The sequence below is a fragment of the Sphingomonas sp. Ag1 genome (assembly GCF_000980895.1).
Lineage (GTDB): Bacteria > Pseudomonadota > Alphaproteobacteria > Sphingomonadales > Sphingomonadaceae > Sphingomonas > Sphingomonas panaciterrae.
The window spans coordinates 17509-37777 of the sequence record NZ_LAZX01000081.1; the positions used below are offsets into that span (position 1 = coordinate 17509).

The 20269-nt window shown below is 67.3% G+C and carries 14 protein-coding genes; 7 read left to right on the plus strand and 7 right to left on the minus strand.

What is annotated here, in order from left to right; genetic code table 11:
* Positions 1 to 6: 6 nt before the first annotated feature.
* Positions 7 to 2667 (minus strand): M1 family metallopeptidase, encoded by a 2661-nt coding sequence (locus tag XM50_RS04320; RefSeq protein ID WP_046407724.1) that lies wholly within the window; start codon positions 2665 to 2667, stop codon positions 7 to 9.
* A 262-nt stretch (positions 2668 to 2929) separates the two neighbouring features.
* Between XM50_RS04320 and XM50_RS04325 the strand changes: the two genes are divergently transcribed.
* Entirely contained in the window at positions 2930 to 3742 is an 813-nt protein-coding gene (locus XM50_RS04325) for a hypothetical protein (protein ID WP_046407656.1), read from the plus strand.
* Between the two features lie 18 nt (positions 3743 to 3760).
* Here XM50_RS04325 and nikR read toward each other — a convergent pair whose 3' ends face one another.
* Positions 3761 to 4240 (minus strand): nickel-responsive transcriptional regulator NikR, encoded by a 480-nt coding sequence (gene nikR, locus XM50_RS04330; RefSeq protein WP_046407725.1) that lies wholly within the window; start codon positions 4238 to 4240, stop codon positions 3761 to 3763.
* Positions 4241 to 4356: 116 nt separating this feature from the next.
* Here nikR and XM50_RS04335 point away from each other — a divergent pair, with 116 nt between their 5' ends.
* From XM50_RS04335 to ssuD, 6 genes are all read left to right on the plus strand, one after another.
* Positions 4357 to 6456: a TonB-dependent receptor gene (locus XM50_RS04335; RefSeq protein ID WP_052742420.1), complete on the plus strand. Its 2100-nt coding sequence runs from the start codon at positions 4357 to 4359 to the stop codon at positions 6454 to 6456.
* A 181-nt stretch (positions 6457 to 6637) separates the two neighbouring features.
* Positions 6638 to 9133: a TonB-dependent receptor gene (locus tag XM50_RS04340; RefSeq protein WP_443024633.1), complete on the plus strand. Its 2496-nt coding sequence runs from the start codon at positions 6638 to 6640 to the stop codon at positions 9131 to 9133.
* The gene (locus tag XM50_RS04345; RefSeq protein WP_231621851.1) at positions 9130 to 10329 is read left to right on the plus strand and encodes a YdcF family protein; all 1200 of its coding nucleotides are present in this window, start codon (positions 9130 to 9132) and stop codon (positions 10327 to 10329) included. Before XM50_RS04340 ends, XM50_RS04345 begins: the two co-directional genes overlap by 4 nt.
* Before the next feature lie 16 nt (positions 10330 to 10345).
* On the plus strand, positions 10346 to 11338 hold the full coding sequence (locus XM50_RS19950; protein WP_046407661.1) for a nuclease: 993 nt from the start codon (positions 10346 to 10348) through the stop codon (positions 11336 to 11338).
* Positions 11339 to 11502: 164 nt separating this feature from the next.
* Entirely contained in the window at positions 11503 to 12438 is a 936-nt protein-coding gene (locus XM50_RS04355) for a TauD/TfdA dioxygenase family protein (RefSeq protein WP_046407662.1), read from the plus strand.
* On the plus strand, positions 12435 to 13583 hold the full coding sequence (gene ssuD, locus XM50_RS04360; protein ID WP_046407664.1) for an FMNH2-dependent alkanesulfonate monooxygenase: 1149 nt from the start codon (positions 12435 to 12437) through the stop codon (positions 13581 to 13583). The genes XM50_RS04355 and ssuD overlap by 4 nt, the downstream gene beginning before the upstream one ends.
* A gap of 45 nt (positions 13584 to 13628) precedes the next feature.
* Here the strand turns inward: ssuD and XM50_RS04365 are convergent, their stop codons facing one another.
* From XM50_RS04365 to XM50_RS04385, 5 genes are read right to left on the minus strand one after another with little or no spacing between them, the layout of a single operon-like run.
* The gene (locus XM50_RS04365) at positions 13629 to 14369 is read right to left on the minus strand and encodes an ABC transporter ATP-binding protein (RefSeq protein ID WP_197075351.1); all 741 of its coding nucleotides are present in this window, start codon (positions 14367 to 14369) and stop codon (positions 13629 to 13631) included.
* Between the two features lies 1 nt (position 14370).
* Positions 14371 to 15228 (minus strand): ABC transporter permease subunit, encoded by an 858-nt coding sequence (locus XM50_RS04370; RefSeq protein WP_082102700.1) that lies wholly within the window; start codon positions 15226 to 15228, stop codon positions 14371 to 14373.
* Between the two features lie 10 nt (positions 15229 to 15238).
* Positions 15239 to 16207, minus strand: coding sequence for an aliphatic sulfonate ABC transporter substrate-binding protein (locus tag XM50_RS04375; RefSeq protein WP_046407667.1), 969 nt, complete (start codon positions 16205 to 16207; stop codon positions 15239 to 15241).
* A complete protein-coding gene (locus XM50_RS04380) occupies positions 16204 to 17571 on the minus strand; it encodes an LLM class flavin-dependent oxidoreductase (RefSeq protein WP_046407669.1) in 1368 nt (455 codons plus the stop codon). The genes XM50_RS04375 and XM50_RS04380 overlap by 4 nt, the downstream gene beginning before the upstream one ends.
* Positions 17572 to 17585: 14 nt before the next feature.
* Complete coding sequence (locus XM50_RS04385; RefSeq protein WP_052742422.1) at positions 17586 to 20015, minus strand: TonB-dependent receptor; 2430 nt, start codon at positions 20013 to 20015, stop codon at positions 17586 to 17588.
* Positions 20016 to 20269: the final 254 nt, after the last annotated feature.

Here is a 20269-nt window from a genome sequence, read left to right on the forward strand (position 1 = left end):
CGGCGCTCACTTCTTCGCGGTCAGCGCGGCGCCGAGCTCGGCCGACTTCGCATCGCGCAGCGCGCCGCACAGGCGGATCCCCTCCAGCGTGCGCTCGTAATCGAGCACGCCGGCACCTGCTTCGCGGATCTTGCCGCCGACCGCGGCATCGATGCGCGCCGCACGATCGGCGCCGCATTGCGTGGCGAAGGATTGCGCGAGGCGGCCGGCGAAGATGCCGTTGGCATTGCCCAGCAGCGTATCGATATTCTCGACGATCCAGTCGCCGGTCATCGCGCTGGAGCCCCGTGCCTGCGCCAGCCGCAGCAGCATCGTCGCCCGCTCGAGCGAGCGAAGCCGCGCATCGCCGAAGCCGAGCGCCCAGGTGGCGATTTCCGGCTGGCCGCTGTCGGCGACCGCGGTCAGCGCGGCGCTGCGCACCACCGGGTCCTCGCTGGTGAGGCCAAGGTCCATGATCTTCTTGGCCGCGGGGAGGCCGCCCTGCCCGACGATCGCGGCGAAGCCATCGGCAAGATAGGTCGGGTCGAGCGCGGCCTTGTCCCCCGCGATGTAGCGCTGCGCCGCGGCGGACAGCTTCGCCAGCACCGCCTTGTCCTCCGCCTCATGCGCCAGCAGCGAGACGAGGTCGGCGCGCAGCTTCTGCCGGTCGGGATCGTCGCTGGCATAGGCCCCAGCCGCCGGATCGAAGCCGAGCGCGGCGAGGCGCGGCGCAAAGGTACGGTCGAGATAGGCGCGATACGCCGGCACGGCGGCGGCAGGGATCACCCCGCGGCGGTTCAGCCCGGCAAGCCGCTGCGCCCCGTCGAGCGCAGCGTTCGAATCGGCGTTGGCCGCAAGCGCCGCCGTGCCGGCGAGCAGGAGAGGCGCATCCATCCGCCCGGCGCGGAACGCCGCCCACAGGCTGTCGCTGGCGGCAATCGCCTCCGCGCCCGACATCGTGGGGAAGGTCGCGATCAGGCGATCCCAGTCGGCAGGCTCCAGATCGAAGCGGTAGTAGCCGGTGCCGCCCGCGTTGGGCATCAGCGCGGCATTGCCCGCCGGCGCGTCGATCACCGCCGACGGCCCGTCGATCAACGTGCACTTCCGCGTCGCCGCGACGCTGTAGCAGAACGGCACCGTCCAGCGGGTCGGTTGCGGCGTCTGGCCGATGAAGGTGTAGCGCGACTGGCTGGCGACCAGGCGGTTGCCGTCGCGCTTCAGCGTGATCAGCGGCACGCCCTGCTGGTCGACGAAGCTCTGCATCGCCGTCACCACGCGCGGGTCCTGCGCCGCATCGGCCAGGCTCTTGAAGAAGTCGGCGGTCGCGGCGTTGCCATAGGCATGGCGCTTCAGGTGCAGGCGCACGCCATCGCGGAACTTTTCGTCCCCCAGATAGCCGGCGATCATCGCGATCACATGGCCGCCCTTGCCATAAGTGATGCTGTCGAAGGCGGAATCGATGTTCGCATTCTCGGTGATCGGCTCATGGATCGGCCGCCCGACAGTGAGCGAATCCGTGTTCATCGCGGAGAAGCCGTCCTCCAGCCCGCCGACGCCGATGTTGAGCTCCGGCCGCCATTCGCCACCGATGCGGAAACCCATCCAGTTGGCGAAGCTTTCGTTCAGCCACAGATCGTCCCACCAGACGGGGGAGACGAGGTCGCCGAACCATTGGTGGGCAAGCTCATGCGCCACCACCATGCCGAACACCTTCTTCTGCGACACCGGCGCATCGGGCGCGAGCGCGATGATCCCGTCGCCGTAGATGTCGGCGCCGGCATTCTCCATCGCGCCCGGCATGATCGGCGAGCCGATCTGGTCCAGCTTGGGGAAGGGGAAGGGGGTGCCGAAGTAGCGCTCCAGCAGCGTGACGATGCGCGGCGTTTCCGCCTGCACATAGGCCGTCCGGTCCTTCAGCGGCTGGGTGACGGCGATGCCGAGCGGCAGCGGCTCGGCACGCTCCGGCGTCGGGGCGATCGCCGCGGTCTCGTGCACGAACGGGCCGGTGACCAGCGCGACCAGATAGGTGGGCAGCGGGCGCGTGGGGGCGAACTGGTGCTTCTCCAGCCCGCCGACCCGGGTCACGCCCTGCTCGGGCGCATTGGTGATCGCCTTTGAGCCGGGGTCGGTGGTGATCGAGATGGTGAAGGGCGTCTTGAACCCGGGCTCGTCGAAGCCGGGGAAGGCGGCGCGCGCGTCGATCGACTGGAACTGCGTCCAGCTATACCATTGGTCGCCGACCTTGACGCGGTAGAGGCCCGACGCGCTGTCGCCGAAGCTGCCGGTCCAGTCGAACACCAGCGTTACGGCGCCGGCGGGTACCGGCTGCGCGAAGTCGAGCCGCGCGGTGCCCGTCTTGTCGACCTGCGTGAAGGTGGCCGGGATCGTCCGCCCGCCGACGCGCGCCGACGCCTTTACCTTGAGGTCGCGGCCGTGGAGGTAGAGCCGGCTGGTCGGCGCCTTCACCGTCACGTCGATCTCGCCATGGCCGGAAAAGTCCGGCTTGCTCGGCTGGATCGTGAAATCGAGCCGGTACGCCTTGGGCATGGCGGCGTCCGACAACCGCCCCTTGGGCGCGGCGGGATCGGCGGCGATCGTGGGAGCAGCGGTGGCCGCCGGGGCTGCGGTCTGCGCGCCGGCGGTGGTGGCCAGCAGGGACAATGTCGTCGCGAGAAGGATGGCGCGCATGAAGGCTCCGAAAACCAGTTCCACGCAACCGGTACGGCCCGCCGCGACGCGCAGCAAGTATCCGTCGCAACGACGCGCAGGTGCGTGCGGCGGTGCGGGCGTTTCCGTCAACAGTTGTCGGCCCGGGCTGCGCGCGCTCCACCGGCCTGGGCCGAAGAATGGCACGGTTTCGCCGCGATAACCGCAATTTAGCCCCTCCTGCCCATTGCCAGTCAGGCGCCGCTCGTTCAGCCTCCGTCTTGGTATAACGGGGGATGAAGTGATGCTGGTCGTTGCAGCGTTGATGTCGGCGGCGCTGGTCCAAGATGCGGACGCTCCACCGCCGCCGCAGAACACCGCTCCCGCACCTTCCGCCGAGCAACGGATCGCCGAGGCAGCGCGGCTTGGCCAGTTGATCTTTGTGTTCGATCGCGCGGCCTGGGTCAGTTCCGACGCGCTGGTGGCCGTGCTGCAGAAGGATCAATTGTCGGACATCGGCGGCTATGTCGTCGAGCCGGCGGGGCCGCAGATGCTTCGCGTCACCTATTATCGTGGCAATCCGGCGGCCGCGCAGGCGGTCTTCGTGGCCGAGGTGAAGGGCGGCAAGGTCGTGCGCAGCACAGTGCTCGCCACGCCCGTCCCGCTCAGCGCGGAACAAGCGGTGCTTGCCCGCGCGCGCGACGTGGCGGCGCAAACGGCTGAGGCGCGCGCGTTCAAGCCATGCACGCCCGTCCCCTTCAACACCGTCGTCGTGCCACCGCGCGCGGGCGGTCCGGTTGCGGTCTATCTGCTGACGGCGGAGCAGGAGGCCGCGACCTATCCGATGGGCGGCCATTTTCGCGTCGTCATCGGTCCCGACGGCAAGGTGCTCGCGTCCCGCCCCTATACCGCCAGTTGCATGAACATGACGGCGCCCAAGCTGCCGAAGGGCGCGCAGCCGGTCGGCTTCACCGTCTCGCACCATCTCGATCCGGTGCCGACCGAGATGCATGTCGTCGCATCCTACAACCTCCGCCTGCCGGTATTTGTCGCGACCCCGGACAAGCGCCTGTGGGAGGTGAAGGGCAGCAGCATCACCCTGGCCGCCGCGCCGTGACGTGGCGCGCGCGGACGCTCAGTTGGTGGGGGACAGGTGCGCCAGGCCGGCGTGGACATGAACGTCCGCCCCGTCGTGATGCTCATGATGCTCATGCGCGTCGACGCGCAGCAGATTGATCGCGCCTGACCGCACCCCGCGTTCGGCGCGCACCTGATCGGCAAAGGCCCGAACCGCCGCGGCGGGCCCCCTCATCAGAACGCTTTCCATCGTGTGGAAATGGTCGAGCCGCACCGCGGTGGTGGCGACGATCAGGTCATGGCTCGCGTGCTGCATCTCGGCGAGCCGCTTGGCGAGCAGGCGGATGCGCCGGTCAAAGACATAGGACAGGTTGCCGACGCAGATCGCCGCGATCTCATTTTCCTGCTGCCAGCGATCGATGCCGTCGCGCACCAGATCCCGCACCGCCTCGGACCGGGTCTGGTACCCGCGCTCGGCCCGTATCGTGTCCAGGTCTGCACTGAGCTGGTCGCCGACGGAAATGGTGATGCGCTGCATGGACGTGATCCAATCACACGAGGCCGGCAAGAAGCATACGTAAAGTGCCGAATTCGCGGCCATTCAGCAATGCGTATGAAGGTTGCTCGGAAACCTCTTACCGGGGCGAGCAGCACATGGGGCAGCAGCAGATCGGCGCCGCAGGCCCGCACGGCTCGCTGCTGCCGCGGGCGCTCGCCTGGCTCGTCACCTGCGGGGCCCTTACAGAGACGGCGGCTGTGGCGCAGGAGCGACCGGCCAGCTCCGCACCTCAGGATGCCGGGGATGACACGGACGGCGATCGCGCGACGGATATCGTCGTCAAGGGCCAGCGGCTTCGCGCCAACAACGCCTTCTCCTCCACCAGCTTCGATACCAAGGCGATTAAGGACCGACGGCTGACCGAAGTGGAACAGATTTTCCGCGAAGTGCCGGGCATGAACGTGCGCGATTACAACCTGTCCGGCGTCGCCAACCAGATCGTCATCCGCGGCTTTGGCAACGGCGGGCATGGCGGCGACCTGGGCATGGTGATCGATGGCATCCCGCTCAACGAAGCCAACAGCCATGCCGACGGCTATGTCGATACCAACGTCCTCGTCCCGCTCGAGATCGGCGCGATGACGATCTATCGCGGCCCCGTCTCCGCGCTGTACGGCAATTTCAATCGCGGCGGGCTGATCGCGTTCGAAACGCGCAAGGGCGGCCGCTATTGGGAGGGCGACGTCAGCGGCGGCGGGTTCGGCACGGGCGATGCCCAAGTCGCGCTGGGCACGCCGCTGGGCAGCAAGGTTCAGCTGAACGCGGCCGCGCAAGCATTTCGGACGGACGGCTTTCGGCCGCAATCGGATGCCCACCGGATCACCGCGGCCGCCCGCCTCGCGCTTGCGCTCAGCGACCGCCTCGACCTGTCGGTGTCGGCGCGCGGGCAGCATGCCCGGGGCGAATCCCCAGGCTATCTGACGCTCGCGCAATATCGCGCCGATCCCTATGGCATCGACCCGCGGGTGCAGAACGACGGGTCCAGCAAGGACTTCGCCACGCTACGCGCCGATCTTGCCTACACTCTCCTCCCCGACGTCAGGTTGCTGGCCTTCGCCTATACCACGCAGCAGGATTTCACCCGCTTCTTCACCCGCGGCGCGGTGGCGCCGACCGCGATCTGGCGCCAGCGTGAGGAGAGATATGACCGCTCCGTCTATGGTGTCGGCACCAGTCTGAACGGCGCCACCAACCTGTTCGATCGCCGGCTCGATTTCGTGATCGGGCTGGAGGGGTTCAGCGAGGACACGCAGTATCAATTCTATGACGATCTGAACTTCCGCCGCCGCACCGCCCCGGCGCAGTTCGACCGGACGCTGAAGCTGAACAGCGTCTCCGCCTTTACCGAGGCCAATCTGGTGATCGACCCTTTGCTCCAGCTGTCGCTCGGGCTGCGCTATGACCGGTTCACCGGCGATTGCACGGTCGATGGCCCCGAGCAGCCCGGCGGCAATTGCGGCCGCTTCCGCACCGTCGACAATCTCAGCCCCAAGGCCGGCATCCGGTCTCAGATTACCCCCTGGCTGCAGCTGCGCACCAGCTATGCGCAAGGCTTCGCGCTGCCCGAGGCGCAGGCCAAGTTCCAGACCGGGGCGCAGGGGCTGGATCCCAATACGATCAACCAGGTGGAAGTCGGCGGCAAGCTGACCCCGACGGAGGGGCTGGAGCTGGATGCGGTCGTCTATCGCGTCGATTCCTCCGACGAATTCGCCAGCACGGCGCCGGGCGTGTTCGTCAATTTCGGCAAGACGCGCCGCCGGGGCGTGGAGGCGTCCGCGCTGTGGCGGCCGAGCGCCGCCGTCGAACTGCGCGCGGTCTATGCCCATGCCACCTCGCGCGTGCGGCAGAACCTCGACCCGCTGCTGATCGGGAAGCACGTTACCGGCGTCCCCCGCGACACGCTGACGATCTATGCGTCCGTCCGACCATTGCCGCGGCTGCGCCTGCAAGCGACCTACCGCCACGTCGGTTCCTACGCCGCGGATGCCGCCAGCACGCTCTTCTCGCCGGCCTATGATATCGTCGACGTCGGCGTCTCCTACGATCTCGACCGCTGGTTGCGCGTTCCTTCCCGCGCCTATCTCAACGTCGATAACCTGTTCGACACGGTTTACGCCTCCACCTTCAACTCCCTGAGCTCGGTGGGAACCGGCGCGCCGCGTTTCGTGCGGGTCGGCGTGCAACTCGGCTTCTGAGAGGGACGCGCAGCCCGAGCCGCAGGTTTGGCTTTCCTCGCCACCGAAATCGCCCGCGCCGCGCAATCATTGTTTCGTTTAACGGATGTGAAACAAAGCCTACATCACGGCGTCATTTTCCCCCCCGACAGGCACGCGCACCGGTCGCGGTAAATCAGACAAGATCCTGACAGGGGAAATAATGCGTAAGGCTCTTTTGATGGGCGGCGCTGTTGCCGCTCTTTGTTCGTTTACGGCTGGCATTGCACAGGCGCAGGTTGCCGTTGCCAGCACCGCCGCGACCGCGGCTGCCGATGACACCGCGGGGTCGGACATCATCGTTACCGGCACGTCGCGGGCACAACGCCGCTTCGATGCGTCCTACGCCATCAACTCGCTCGACCAGGCAGCAATCGAAAAGATCGCGCCGGTCAATTTCGCCGACCTGATCGGCCAGCTGCCCGGTTTCCAGACCGAGATCACCGGCGGCGAAGTGCAGAACATCTATCGCATCCGTGGCCTGCCGAACGACGGCGGCTTCGTTTCCTTCCAGCAGGACGGCCTGCCGCTGTTCCACGAGAATGACGGCGTCTTCTTCCGCGGCGACGCGATCCTGAAGCAGGATCTGATGACCAAGCGGGTCGAAGTGGTGCGCGGCGGCCCGGCGCCGGTGTTCTCCAGCTATTCGGGCGCGATCATCAACGCGATCACCCGCGAGGGCAGCGCCACGGCCGAGGGTGGGGCGCAGATCACGCTGGGCGATACCGGCCTCTACCGGCTCGACGCCTTCCAGTCGGGACCGCTCGGCAAGGACACCTATTATGCGGTTGGCGGGTTCATCCGCCATCATGACGGCTATCGCGACAACGGCTTCCCCAATGATCGCGGCGGCCAGATCCGCGCCAACATCCGCCACGACCTCAGCAATGGCTTCGTCAAGCTGAGCGCCAATTACGTCAACGACAAGAACGTCTTCTACCTGCCGATCCCGATCGCCGACCCGCGTGACCCCTCGGTCAGCCTTGATCCGTACATCGATTATTTCACCGGCACGATGAACTCGCCGGCGTTCCGCAACGTCACCATCCCCTACCGCAACGGCCAGGGGCAGACGGAAAGCCGCACCACCGACCTGTCGGACGGCCGCCACATGCGGATGTTCAACATCGGCGCGCAATATGAGGGCGATTTCGACGGCTGGCTGCTATCCGCCAAGCTCGGCTACACCGAGGGGAAGAACCGCTTCACCGCTTTCTATTCGACCACCAATCCGGCCGATGCCGGCAGCTTCGCCGCCGATTACCTGGCGCGCGCGACCGCCGCATTCGGCCCGATCGGCTCGTTCGGCTATACGCTGGCGGGTACCAATACCGTCTATGATCCGTCGGCCGCGTCGGGCCTCGTCATGCAGGGCCAGTATCGCGACATCGCGTCCGATTTCTATTCCGCGCAGGGCAATCTGTCGGTGTCGAAGCGGTTCGAAACCGGGCTTGGCAGCCATGATCTGACGGCCGGTCTCTATGGCAGCCTCTATGGCCAGGATCGCTTCTACGCCTATCAGAATTACCTGATCGAGGTGGCGGGCACGCCGCGCACGCTGGATCTGGTGGCCTATGGCCCGACCGGCACGGAGATCGGCCGCGTCACCGACAATGGCGTGCTGAACTATGCCGCGACGCTCAACCAGGGCGATTCCGACGCATCGATGTTCGCCATCTATGCGAACGACACGTGGGAGATCGTTCCGGGGCTGCGGCTCGATGCCGGCATCCGGCACGAACGCTATGATTATCGCGGCTGGGGCGCGCTCACCGATCAGGTCAACCTCGGCGATGGGACCACGCTGGCCGATGATGCGACGCGCGGGTTCACCGGCGTCATCCTCAACCGCAAGCTGAAGACCGAGGCGACCAACTGGACGGTCGGCGCCAATTACGATTTCAACGGCAACATCGGCGTGTACGCGCGCGCCTCGCACCTCGAAACGCCGCCCAACGTCCAGGCGGCGATGGATGTGAACCCCAACCCGGTCTACATCACCACCGTCGCCGACCAATATGAGGTCGGGCTGAAGCTCGCGAGCGGCCGTTCGTACCTGTACGCAACCGGCTTCTATTCAAACTTCGACCCGCTGAACGCCTCGTTCCTGGCCTATGACCCGACGACTGGCCGCAACGACGTGAACGTGCCCTTCATCGGCGAGGCGAAGATCCTGGGCGCCGAGCTGGACGGTGCGCTTTCGCTCACCCCATGGTTCACGCTCAATGCCTCGCTGACGGTGAGTGACCCCAAGTACAAGAACTTCGCCAGCGCGACAGGCGCCGATCCGGAGCAGGTCGAGGGCAATCAGATCGTCCGCCAGCCCAAGGTGTACGGCAACATCCGCCCGTCGTTCGACTTCACCAGCGGGGAGACGGACATCTCGATCTACGGCCGCTACACCTACATGGGGAAGCGGTTCGTCGACCTCTACAACAACACCGCGCTGCCGGCGTACGGCACGGTCGGTGCGGGCGTGACGATGGTCCGCGGGCAGTGGAAGCTGCAGGTCGTCGGCGATAATCTGTTCAACCAGAAGGGCCTGACCGAAGGCAACACCCGCACCGACGCGCTGGCCGGGCAGGGGAGCACGGAGGCGATCTATGGCCGCCCGATCTTCGGCCGCAACGTCCGCCTGGTCGTGGGGCTCAACTGGTGAGCCGCTGGCGGTTCTCCATGCAGGCGGCGGCGTTCGTCGCCGCCTGCGCGGTGCCGCTGGGCGCGGCGTCGGCTGCGGCTGGGTCTGGAGCCAGGGCTGAGCAGGCTCCGGTCGCAGACAAGGCGCTCCAGGCCTTGTCGCAGCGACTCTTTCCGCTGTTCACCGCGCTTGGCAGTGACGGCAAGGCGCTGGCCGCATTGTCGCGCCAGCCCGCGGTGGCATCGCTGATCGCTGCCCGCGCCGAGCGCGTCGCCGCGTGCCGGCAGGAGCCGGGCTGCATCGCGCAGGCATTGATGTGGCGTGAGGACGAGATCGCCGCGGTCACCGCGGCCCTGCCGGGCGGCTTGCCGGCGTTCGACGATGGGATCGCGGCGCAGGCGACCCGCGAGCTTCAGGGCGTCAACGTGATCCTCGGCACCTATGGCCTTGGCCAGGTGCCTGCCTATCCCGTGATCGACGGCGCGGGCAGCATCAGTCCGCAAGAACGGCGGGCGTGGCTGCACGCCGCGCAGTCGATGGCGCAGACGCCGCGCGCGGGCTCGTTGCAGGGCTTCGACACCTCGTTCGATTTCGCGCTGGCGCTGCTTGACGGCAGCACCCGCACCGACGCCGCGGCCTTCCTGCCGCTCGGCAGCGGGCTGAACGAGGCGGCCTTTGCGCGCGCCCGGCAGACCGACTGGCGTGCCTTCCGCTACAGCGCGCTGGTCGTCACCGGCATCGGGCCGGAGCTCGAGGACATGCCGCTTAGCCCCGGCGGCAAATATCATCTGCGGCTCGCAGCGCAGCAGTTCGCGCGCGGTGACGCGGCGTTCATCATCGTCTCCGGTGGCCGCGCGCATCCGTTCAATACGCCGTTCGTCGAGGCGGTCGAAATGCGCCAGGCGCTCATCGATCGCTATGGCATTCCCGCCGACCGGATCGTGATCGAGCCGCACGCCCGGCACACCACCACCAACATGCGCAACGCCGCCCGGCTGCTGATCGCGATGGGCGCGCCGCTGACGCAGGACACGTTGGTCATCTCCAACCCGATCCAGAGCGCCGCGATCGGCAGCGCCGAATTCGTCGCCCGCAACAAGCGCGAGCTTGGCTATGCGCCCGGCATTGCCGGTAAGCGGCTCAGCCCGACCGCGATCGAATGGCGCCCCGCCGCCGCCGCGGCGCGGATCGATCCGCGCGACCCGCTCGACCCCTGAACACGGAAAAATCCTCATGCGCCATCTGCTCGCGGCCGCGCTCGGCCTCTTCGCCTTCACGTCCCAGCCCGCCCTTGCCTGGGGCGAGCGTGGGCACGCCGTCATCGATACCGCTGCGATCGCGGCGATCCCCGCCGACGGGCCCGTCTTCCTCAAGAAGCACGTCGACTATATCGCCGCCTCCGCCTCTCAGCCCGACGGCTGGCGCGGCAATGCCGAGGGCTTTTCCAAGATCAGCGAGGATCCCAACCACGGCTGGTTCCGCGAACAATTCACCTTCATGAAGACGATCCCGCGCAGCCGCTACGAATTCGTGCTGGCGCTGTATGACGAGCATCTGCGCATCAAGGCCAGCGATCCGGAACGCGCCGCGCGCACCAACGTACGCTGGACCGGCACGCTGCCCTATGCCGCGATGGAGGCCTATGACCGGATCGTGGTGTGCATGCGCAATGTGCGCCGGCTCACGGCCGAACGCCGCGACCCCACCTTTGCGGAGCAGAATTGCGCCTTCGACGTGACGCGGCTCGGCCATTATATCGGCGACGCGGCCAATCCGATGCACAATTCGATCCATTCGGATGGCTGGCGCGGCGACAATCCCGATGGCTTCACCACCGACCGCAGCGTTCATGGCCGGTTCGAAAGCCGGTTCGTCGACGCCATGGCGCTGACGCCCGCCGACATCGGCCCCCGCATCGGCGCGCCCGCGCGGCAGAGCGGCGACCTGTTCGACCATGTCCTGCGCTACGTGAACGAATCCGGCGACAAGGTCCGCGACGTCTACACGCTGGAGAAACGCAGCGGCTTTGCCGACAGCAACGATCGCGAGGTGCGCGCGCTGGTCTATGAACGCACCGCCGCCGGGGCCGCCATGCTGCGCGACATGCTCCAGCGCGCGTGGACCGAAAGCGCCCGCCCGCCCGCGCAGATCACCCCCGCGCCGCTGGACTTCTCTAACCCGGCATTCAATCCCGCGACCGGCTCCGCACCGGCAGGACCAAGGTGATGCGGTGATGCGAACAACCACCGGGCCGCCGCTCTGGATGCTCGCATCAGCAAGCGGCACGCCCACCCTGCTGCGACCGCGTTAGCTCGGCTTTCAACGGATGAAGCCGTTCTTCGTGGCTTCCTCTTAATCCTACCAAGAAGATAGGAATTAGGAGGTGCCCAATGACGACTCAGTTCATCAACACGCCCAACCCTGCCAGCCCGCTGGCAATCACCCCTGTCGCGGGCCGCATCGGCGGCGAGGTGCACGGGATCGCGCTTTCCGCCGATCTTGCGCCCGAGACCTATGACGCCCTTCATGCGGCCCTCGCGCGGCACAAGGTGCTGTTCTTCCGTGATCAGCACCAGCTGGACGATGCCGGGCAAGAGGCATTTGCGGCGCGCTTTGGCGATCCGGTGTCCCACCCGACCGTGCCGGTGCGGCAGGGAACGCAGCATATCCTCGACCTCGATTCCACCGACGGGCGCGCCGCGAACTCGTGGCATACCGACGTCACCTTCGTTCCGGCCTATCCGGCCGCCTCGATTCTGCGCGGCGTAACCATCCCGGAGGCGGGCGGCGACACGCAATGGGCAAACACGGCCGCTGCTTACGACGCGCTGCCGGAGCCGCTGCGCGTGCTGGCCGACACGCTCTGGGCGGTTCACTCCAACGCGTATGACTATGCGGCGCTGCGTCCCGAATCCTCGGCAGAGCGGATCCGCTACCAGCGCGAGGTGTTCGCCCGCGTCGTGCACGAAACCGAGCATCCGGTGGTACGTGTTCATCCGGTCACCGGAGAACGGACGCTGCTGCTTGGTCATTTCGTGCAGCGGTTCGTCGGCCTCGGGCAGTCCGACAGCCTGGCGCTGTTCCAGATCCTTCAGAACCATATTCTCCAGCCGGAGAATATCGTCCGCTGGCGCTGGCGCGAAGGCGACGTGGTGATCTGGGACAATCGGGCTACCCAGCACCGCGCCACGGCCGATTTCGGCCTGCAGCGCCGCACGGTCCGCCGGGTCACGATTGCCGGTGACGTTCCGGTGTCGATCGACGGCCGCCGCAGCCGCGCAATTCGGCCGGAGGCCGACGAGGCCTTGCTGGAGGCCGCAGAATGATCGCGGCCGCCGGCCGCAGCCCGCTCGACTTCCTCTGGTTCCTGCCCTCAGCCGGGGACCAGAGGTATCTGGCCTCTACCGATGGCGCGCGCGCGGCGACGCCGGGCTATCTGAAACAGGTGGCAATCGCCGCAGACCAGCTCGGCTTCTCCGGCGCGCTGATGCCCACCGGATCGCATTGCGCCGATGCGTGGATCACGGCCGCGAGCCTCGCGCCGGTGACCGAGCGGCTGCGGTTGTTGGTTGCGCTGCGGCCGGGGCTCACGCTGCCGGCGGAGTCGGTTCGGCAGGCGGTGGCGCTGGATCGCATCAGCGACGGGCGGCTTCTGCTCAACGTCGTCACCGGCGGCAGCAGCGAGTTGCTGGCGAGGGACGGGATCTTCCTCGATCACCGCGAGCGATACGAACAGACGGCCGAGTTCCTCGATGTCTTCCGCGCCCTGGGCCGCGGTGAGACGGTGACGCGCGAGGGGAAGTACCTGTCGATCCGCAAGGGCCGGCTGGAATTCCCGTTCGTGCAGAAGCCGCATGCGCCGATCTGGTTCGGGGGTTCCTCCGACATCGCGCGGGAGATCGCGGCCGAGCATGTCGACGTTTATCTGGCGTGGGGCGAGCCGCCTGCCCAACTGAAGGACGTGATCGACGACGTGCGCGCCCGGGCGGCGGCGCGTGGGCGCACCATCCGCTTCGGCGTCCGGCTGCACTTCATCGTGCGCGAGACGGAAGCCGAGGCATGGGACGCGGCGAACGACCTCATCCGCCATGTCACCGACGATGATATCGCCCGCTTTCAGGCGGCGCTGGCGCGCACTGAGTCGGTAGGCCAAGCCCGGATGCGGGATCTTCACAAGGGCAATCGCGCGGATCTGGAGGTCAGCCCGAACCTGTGGGCCGGCATCGGGCTGGTGCGGACGGGTGCCGGCACCGCGCTGGTGGGCGACCCCGCAACGATCGCCGAGCGGCTGGAGGAATATGCCGCGATCGGCATCGATACCGTGATCGGTTCGGGCTATCCGCATCTCGAGGAGGCCTATCGGGTGGCCGAGCTCCTGTTCCCGCATCTCAATCTGGTAAACGGCCCGAAGGCGCAGGAAGCGGCGCCGCAATTCCCCTTCACCACATTGCGGCAGGCCGCGGCGAGCTAAGCAATTGCTCCCCTCCGCCGCAGGGAGGAGGGGCGCGTTGCCGCCTTATTGCTCCAGCAGTCGTTCCAGTATCTCACCCTCGATCAGTGCCAGCCCCGTATCGCCATGGCGACGCGGCCGGCCCGCCGGGATGGCCCGATCGAGCGTGATCCGCCCGCCTTCCATGATCACCACGCGATTGCCCAGCGTCACTGCCTCGGTCACATCATGCGTCACCAGCAGCGCGGTGAAGCCCTGGTTCAGCCAGACCCGTTCGATCAGCCGCTGCATTTCGATCCGCGTCAACGCATCAAGTGCGCCGAGCGGCTCGTCCAGCAACAGCAGCCGTGGCCGGCTGACGAGCGCGCGGGCCAGCGCGACGCGCTGGCGTTGGCCGCCGGACAGGCGCGAGGGCCATTCGCCCGCCTTTTCGGTCAGGCCGATGAGCGCGAGCGCCTCGACCGCCTGCTCGTGCTTTTCGGCGGGTGTGCCCTCAGCGCCCACCACGACATTGTCGAGCACGCTGGCCCAGGGCAGCAGCCGCGGTTCCTGAAAGACGACGCGGGTGCGATCGCGATCGGTGTCGATCGCGCCGCCATCGGGTTGCTCCAGCCCGGTGATCGCGCGCAGCAGCGTGCTCTTGCCGCAGCCGGACCGGCCCACGATCGAGACGAAGTCGCCAGCCGCGACATCCAGGTCGAGAGCGTCGATCACGCGATTGCTGCCGAAGGCAATGCCGAGGCCGCGGATCGTGATCGTCGCGCCGCCCTGCGCGGCCGCGCGGGCAAGGGTATGGACGGTGGCCATGTCAGCGTACTCCATAAGCCGGGTTCCAGCGCAGGAAGCGCCGTTCGATCAGGCGCGTGATGCTGTCGGCGAGCTTGCCGAGGCAGGCATAGACCAGGATCGCGAGGACGATCACGTCGGTCTGGCTGAACTCGCGGGCCTGGTTCGCCATGTAGCCGATGCCCGAATTGGCCGCGATCGTCTCCGCAACGATCAGCGTCAGCCACATGATGCCCAGCGCGAAGCGCAGGCCGACCAGGATCGACGGCAGCGCCCCGGGCAGGATCACGCGGCGAAACAGCGTCATGCGCCGCATCCCGTACACCCGCCCCATCTCGATCAACCCCGGGTCAACGGAGGTCACACCGTGGTAGGTGTTGAGATAGATGGGAAAGAACACGCCCCACCCGACCAGCAGGATCTTCGCCCCTTCGTCGATCCCGAACCAGAGGATGACGAGCGGGATCAGCGCGAGGTGCGGAATGGTCCGCACCGCCTGCAACGTCGGATCCAGCAGGCGGCGGAGCCCCGGCGACAATGCGGTGGCAAGGCCAAGCGCGAGGGCGATCGTGCCGCCCGCCAGGAGACCAACCAGCGCGCGTGCCGCGCTGACGCCCAGGTTGGCGATCAGCGTGCCGTCGCGGATCAGCTCACCCCCGACATCGATCACTGCGGTGGGGGCGGGGAGGATCGTCGCCGGCAACGCACCGGTCGTCGAGGCGAGCTGCCAAGCGGAGAGCAGCAGCACCGGCAGGAACGCGGGGGTCCAGCGTGTGCGGGCGAGCCATGAGCCCGCTGGTGCCGGGGAAGTGGTGCGTGACGGTCCAGGCGGGCTCGCAGGGGCATCGGCACGTGTCAGTATGGGGGCGAGACTGGCCATGATCGTCTCCTCAGCTTTTCGGGGTCCAGCCGGTCCAGGCGATGGCGCCGGCGTCCAGCTTGCGGTTCAGCACGCCCGCCTCCGTCAGATAATCGGCGACACGCTGCTGGTTGGCGATGTCGATTGGCGTGACCGGATCGACGACAAAGGCCGCCCCGCTGTAGCGCGCCAGCATCTTCTGCTGGACGGCGAGCGGGAGGCGGGTCGCGGCGGCGGACAGCTTGCTCACCGCGTCCAGGTTCGCCCGCGCCCAGGCAGCTTCGCCTCTCAGCGCGTCGAGTGTGGCGGTGATCGCTTCCGGCCGTTCCTTCACTATCGCGCCGCGGGCGATGTAGAAGACGGTGGAGGCAAGGCCGGCCCGGTCGATCGGGACCTCGCGTGCGCCATGCCGCTCCTCGGCGAGCCCGCGGTAGGGATCCCAGGTGATCCAGGCATCGATCGACCCGTTGCTGAACGCGGTCATTGCGTCGCCCGGCGCCAAGTACACCGGCGTCACGTCCTTCAGCGTCAGCCCGTGTTTCTTCAGCGCGATGACCGCGCTGAGCTCGCTGGCCGAGCCCTTGGTGAAGGCGAGGCGCTTGCCCTTCAGGTCAGCGGCGGTGCGCACCGGCGACCGGCGTGGCACGATCAGTCCGCCGGTGATCGCGCTGGGGAAGCTGTGCGTCGCGACATAGACGATGTCCGATCCCGACGCCTGCGCATAGGCGACCGGCGTATCGCCCACCGCGCCGATATCGACCGAGCCTGCGCGCATCGCCTCGATCAGGGGCGGGCCGGAGGGGAATTCTACCCATCGTACCGGCGCAATGCCCTGTGCCGCGAGCGTCTTCTCTACCGCGCCACGCTCCTTCGCGACGAACAGCACGCCGCCCTTCTGGACACCGATGGTCAGGCCCTTGCCTGTGCCTGTGCTGTCACCCGTGCCGCAGGCGGCGAGCATCAGCGCCAGCGTGCCGGCCAGCACTGCACGGCGCCTCATTCCGCCGCCTCCGCCAGCGCGGCCGCTCTTCGGGCGGGGTGCTCCGGAAAGGGCAGGCCCAGGTTCTCCCGCAGCGTCGTTCCTTCATAATCGGTGCGGAAGCGGCCGCGGCGGCGCAATTCGGGCAGCACCTCGGCGATGAAGTCATCCAAATGGTCCGGCAGGTGCGGCGGCATCACGTTGAAGCCGTCCGCCCCATGGCCATCGAACCAGGATTCAAGCTGGTCGGCGATCTGCCCGGCATCGCCGAAGATCGTCCAATGGCCGCGCGCGCCGGTGACACGCAGGTGAAGCTCGCGGGCGGTAAGGTCCTCCCGCCGCGCCATGTCCAGAAGCAGCGCCGGGCGGCTCTTGCGCCCGTCGACCTGCACCCACTCGGGAAGCGGCTGGTTCTCGTCATGCTCCAGCAGGCGATCGTCCTCGAACAGCCGGGCGAGGAACCGTTTGCCGATCTCGGGATGGACGAGGGCCTGGAGCTCCTCGTACTTCTCGCGCGCGTGGCGCTCGCTGTCGCCTACAACAGCCATGACACCGGGCATGATCTTCAGCGTCTCGGGCCGCCGCCCGTGGCGCGCCATCCGGCCCTTCACATCGGCGTAGAAGTCTGCGGCGGAGGCGAGCGTCTGATGCGCGGTGAACACCACTTCGGCAGTCGCGGCCGCAAGCTCGCGCCCCGGTTCGGACGAGCCCGCCTGGACCACGACGGGGTGCCCTTGCGGCGATCGCGGCACGTTGAGCGGCCCGGCCACCGAAAGATGCGCGCCCTTGTGGCCGAGGATGTGGAGCTTCGACGGATCGGCGAAGAGGCCGCTGTCGCGATCGCGCGGGAAGGCATCATCCTCCCAGCTTTCCCACAATCCCTTTACCACCGCGGCGAATTCGGCGGCGCGGGCGTAGCGAACCTCCGGTTCGGGATGCTGCTCCAGCCCGAAATTCTGCGCCTCGCCCGCCGCGGCGGACGTGACGAGGTTCCACGCCGCCCGGCCGCCGCTGACAGTGTCGAGCGAGGCGAACAGGCGAGCGAGGAGGAACGGCGGATAGTAGGTCGTGGTCGCCGTCGCGACGAGGCCGATGCGCTGCGTCCGAGCCGCAATCGCGCTCAGCAGCGTGATCGGCTCCAACCCGGCGACGCCCGCCATGCGTGCGATGCTTTCCGGATCGTCCCGATCGACGAAGCCGCCCTGGCTGTCGGCCAGGAACATCATGTCGAATTTCGCCGCCTCGGCCTTTTGCGCGAGCGAGACGTAATGCTCGATGTCGACGCCTGCATCCTTGGCGGCGCGCGGGTGCCGCCACGCGGCGACATGGTGGCCCGTTGCCATCAGGAAAGCGCCCAGGCGGATCGTGTCGGTGCGTTTGGTCATGGTTGTTCTCCCGGTCAGAGACGGTGACGCAAGGTGAGGCCGAAGGTGCGCGGATCGCCGGGCTGGCCGTAGAAGACGGCGCCGTTCTCGCTGATGCCCTTTGAGTAGAAATACAGCTTGTTCAGCAGGTTGCGGGACCACAGCGACGCTTCCCAGCGGCCGTCCTTGCCGCGCACGCCGAGCCGCGCGTTGAGGAGGCCAAAGCCCTCCACCAGTGAGAAGCGGCTGAGGTTGTACGTCGTGTAGAAGGACGAACGGTACGCATAGTCCGCGCCGACGAAGCCGGTGACGGTGTCGCTCAGCGCCGCGTCATAGCTGGCGCCTGCCGACCAAGCCCAGCGCGGCGCCGCGGGCAGGCGGCGGCCGGACAGGTCGCACACCGTGGGTTGCCCCGGCGCCCGTATCTCGAACGGGCATTGCGCGTTGGAATAGCGGCGGTATTCGGCCGGGTTCCAGGTGCCGCTGGCATAGAGCGACAGACCCGCGACAGGACGCGCCCGCACATCGCCCTCGATGCCATAGGATCTGACATCGCCGACGTTGGCGATATATGCGCGGGGCGGCACCACGCTCGCGTCGACGATCGTCGACTGATAGTTGGAGACGTCGGTCAGGAACGCCGAGAAATTGGCCGTGAGGCGCCGGTCGAACCATTCGCTCTTCAGGCCGACCTCGTAATTGTCGACCTTCTCCGGCGAGACCACTGCGAGATCCAGCAGCGGCGCACCGTCCGGAGATAGCGGCAGGGTGGCGAAGTTCAGCCCGCCTGATTTCTGCCCGCGCGCATAGGTGACATAGACCAGCGCGTCCTCGCCCAACTTGCCCGACAGGCTCGCAGTGCCGGAAAGGTCGCCCCAGCTGCGATCGAGATCGTAGCGCGCGTAAATGGGCGTGTAGGCGTTGCGCAGCGCGATCTGCGCTGGGGTCAAGGTCGCAAGCGGTGACCCGCCGCCGCGCACCTGCTCGTAGAAGCCGTATTTGCGCTCATGCGTGTACCGCAGGCCGACCGTCAGATCGACCGCGTCGGTCAGGTGCCACACGCCCTGGCCGAACGCCGCAACGCTTGTCGTCTTTGGCTCCGAGGACGCGTAAGTGTAGGTGCCTTCCAACGTGGCGCGGCGTTGTGCCGGCGTCAGGCCGGCGGTGCCCGGCGCAATGAGAAATTCGCCCGCGTCGCGGCCATATTCGTTGATGAACCAACCGGGAATTTTCTGGTGGAAGGCATAGAGCCCCACCACCCAGTCGAGCGTTCGCCGGCCGTTGGAGGCAAGACGAAATTCCTGGCTGAACTGCCGCTGGTGGTCGTACTGATTACCCTCCAGCGATATGTTGAGGGCCGAATAATCAGGGTCGTTGCGCGGCGTCCAGTTCCAGAAGCGCGCCGCGGAGACAGAGGTCAGCGTAGCCCCGCCGAAATCATATTCCGCGTTCACCTGCACGCCGCCCTGTTCCATGCGGATCGGGCCCAGCCAGTCGCTGTCGGTGATGCGATCCTTGGGGTCGGCGAGCGGCGGGGTGTAGCCGAACTGCGCGATCCGCTGGGCATAGTTGAAGGCGATCGGCGCGCCATTGTCATAAGCGGCGAGCGATCCGAGGAGCACCGGAACGCAGCAATTCTGCTCCTGCCGGGCATAATCGCCGATGACGCGCACGGTCAGCGCTTCAGTCGGCGTGAACAACAATTGCCCGCGCACGGTATAGTTCTGAAAATCGTGGACGCGGCGATCCTGGAAGATGTTGCGCAGGAAGCCGTCGCGCTTCGTCGCTTCAAACGACAGGCGCCCGGCGACGTTCGTCGCGACCGGTCCGGAAAGCGATCCGCGCGCCTGGAACAGCCCGTAATTGCCGACCGAAACGTCCCCTGATGCCTCCGGAGTGAAGCTGGGCCGCTTGGTGGTGACGACGATTGCGCCCGCCGTGGTGTTACGGCCGAACAGGGTGCCTTGCGGCCCGCGCAGGATCTCGACCCTGTCGAGGTCCACCAGGTCGAAGCCGGACTGGCCGACGCGCGCATAATAAACGTCGTCGACGTAGAAGCCGACGCCGAGGTCCAGCCCGTTGTTCGCCGTGGCGACGTTCGATCCAAGGCCGCGGATGTTGACCGTCACGTTGCGCGGGTTCGAGGTATAGACCGTCAGGCTCGGCACCTCCTGATAGATCTGCTGGAGGTGATAGGCGCCTTTCTGCTCCAGCGCCTCGCCGCCCAGCACGCTGATGGCGAGCGGCACGTCCTGGACGCTCTCCGCGCGGCGCCGCGCGGTGACGAGAATGTCGGAACCACGGTCGGCAGAGACAGCGGATGGGGTTGTGGTTGCGGGGTCGTTGCCCGGGGCGGCCGCCTCCGCCGCGGGTCGAAGAGTGTCCGGGGCGGTGGCGGTATGAATGGAGGGCGCAGAAATGCTGCCTGCGCTGGCCAGCAGCCAGGCAGTGAGGGGCAGGGGCATCGCGATATGGTCCCTTTATCGATCTTTAATCGGCGCGCGCGCTCGTTGCCCGCCAGTCATGCTGGCGAGTGGGCGGACGCTGACGATGAATGCGTGAAGCGGCCTAGCGCGGCGGGTCGACCATGCTCGTTCTCCCGAGATGCGGGGACACGCGCCGTGTCGCCAGTCGACACGCCGGGTGCGCTTTAGCCGTTGGTGACGCGGAGCAAGCTGATCCCATCAAACGCCGCGGGCCGCAGTCGGGCGGCCTCCGT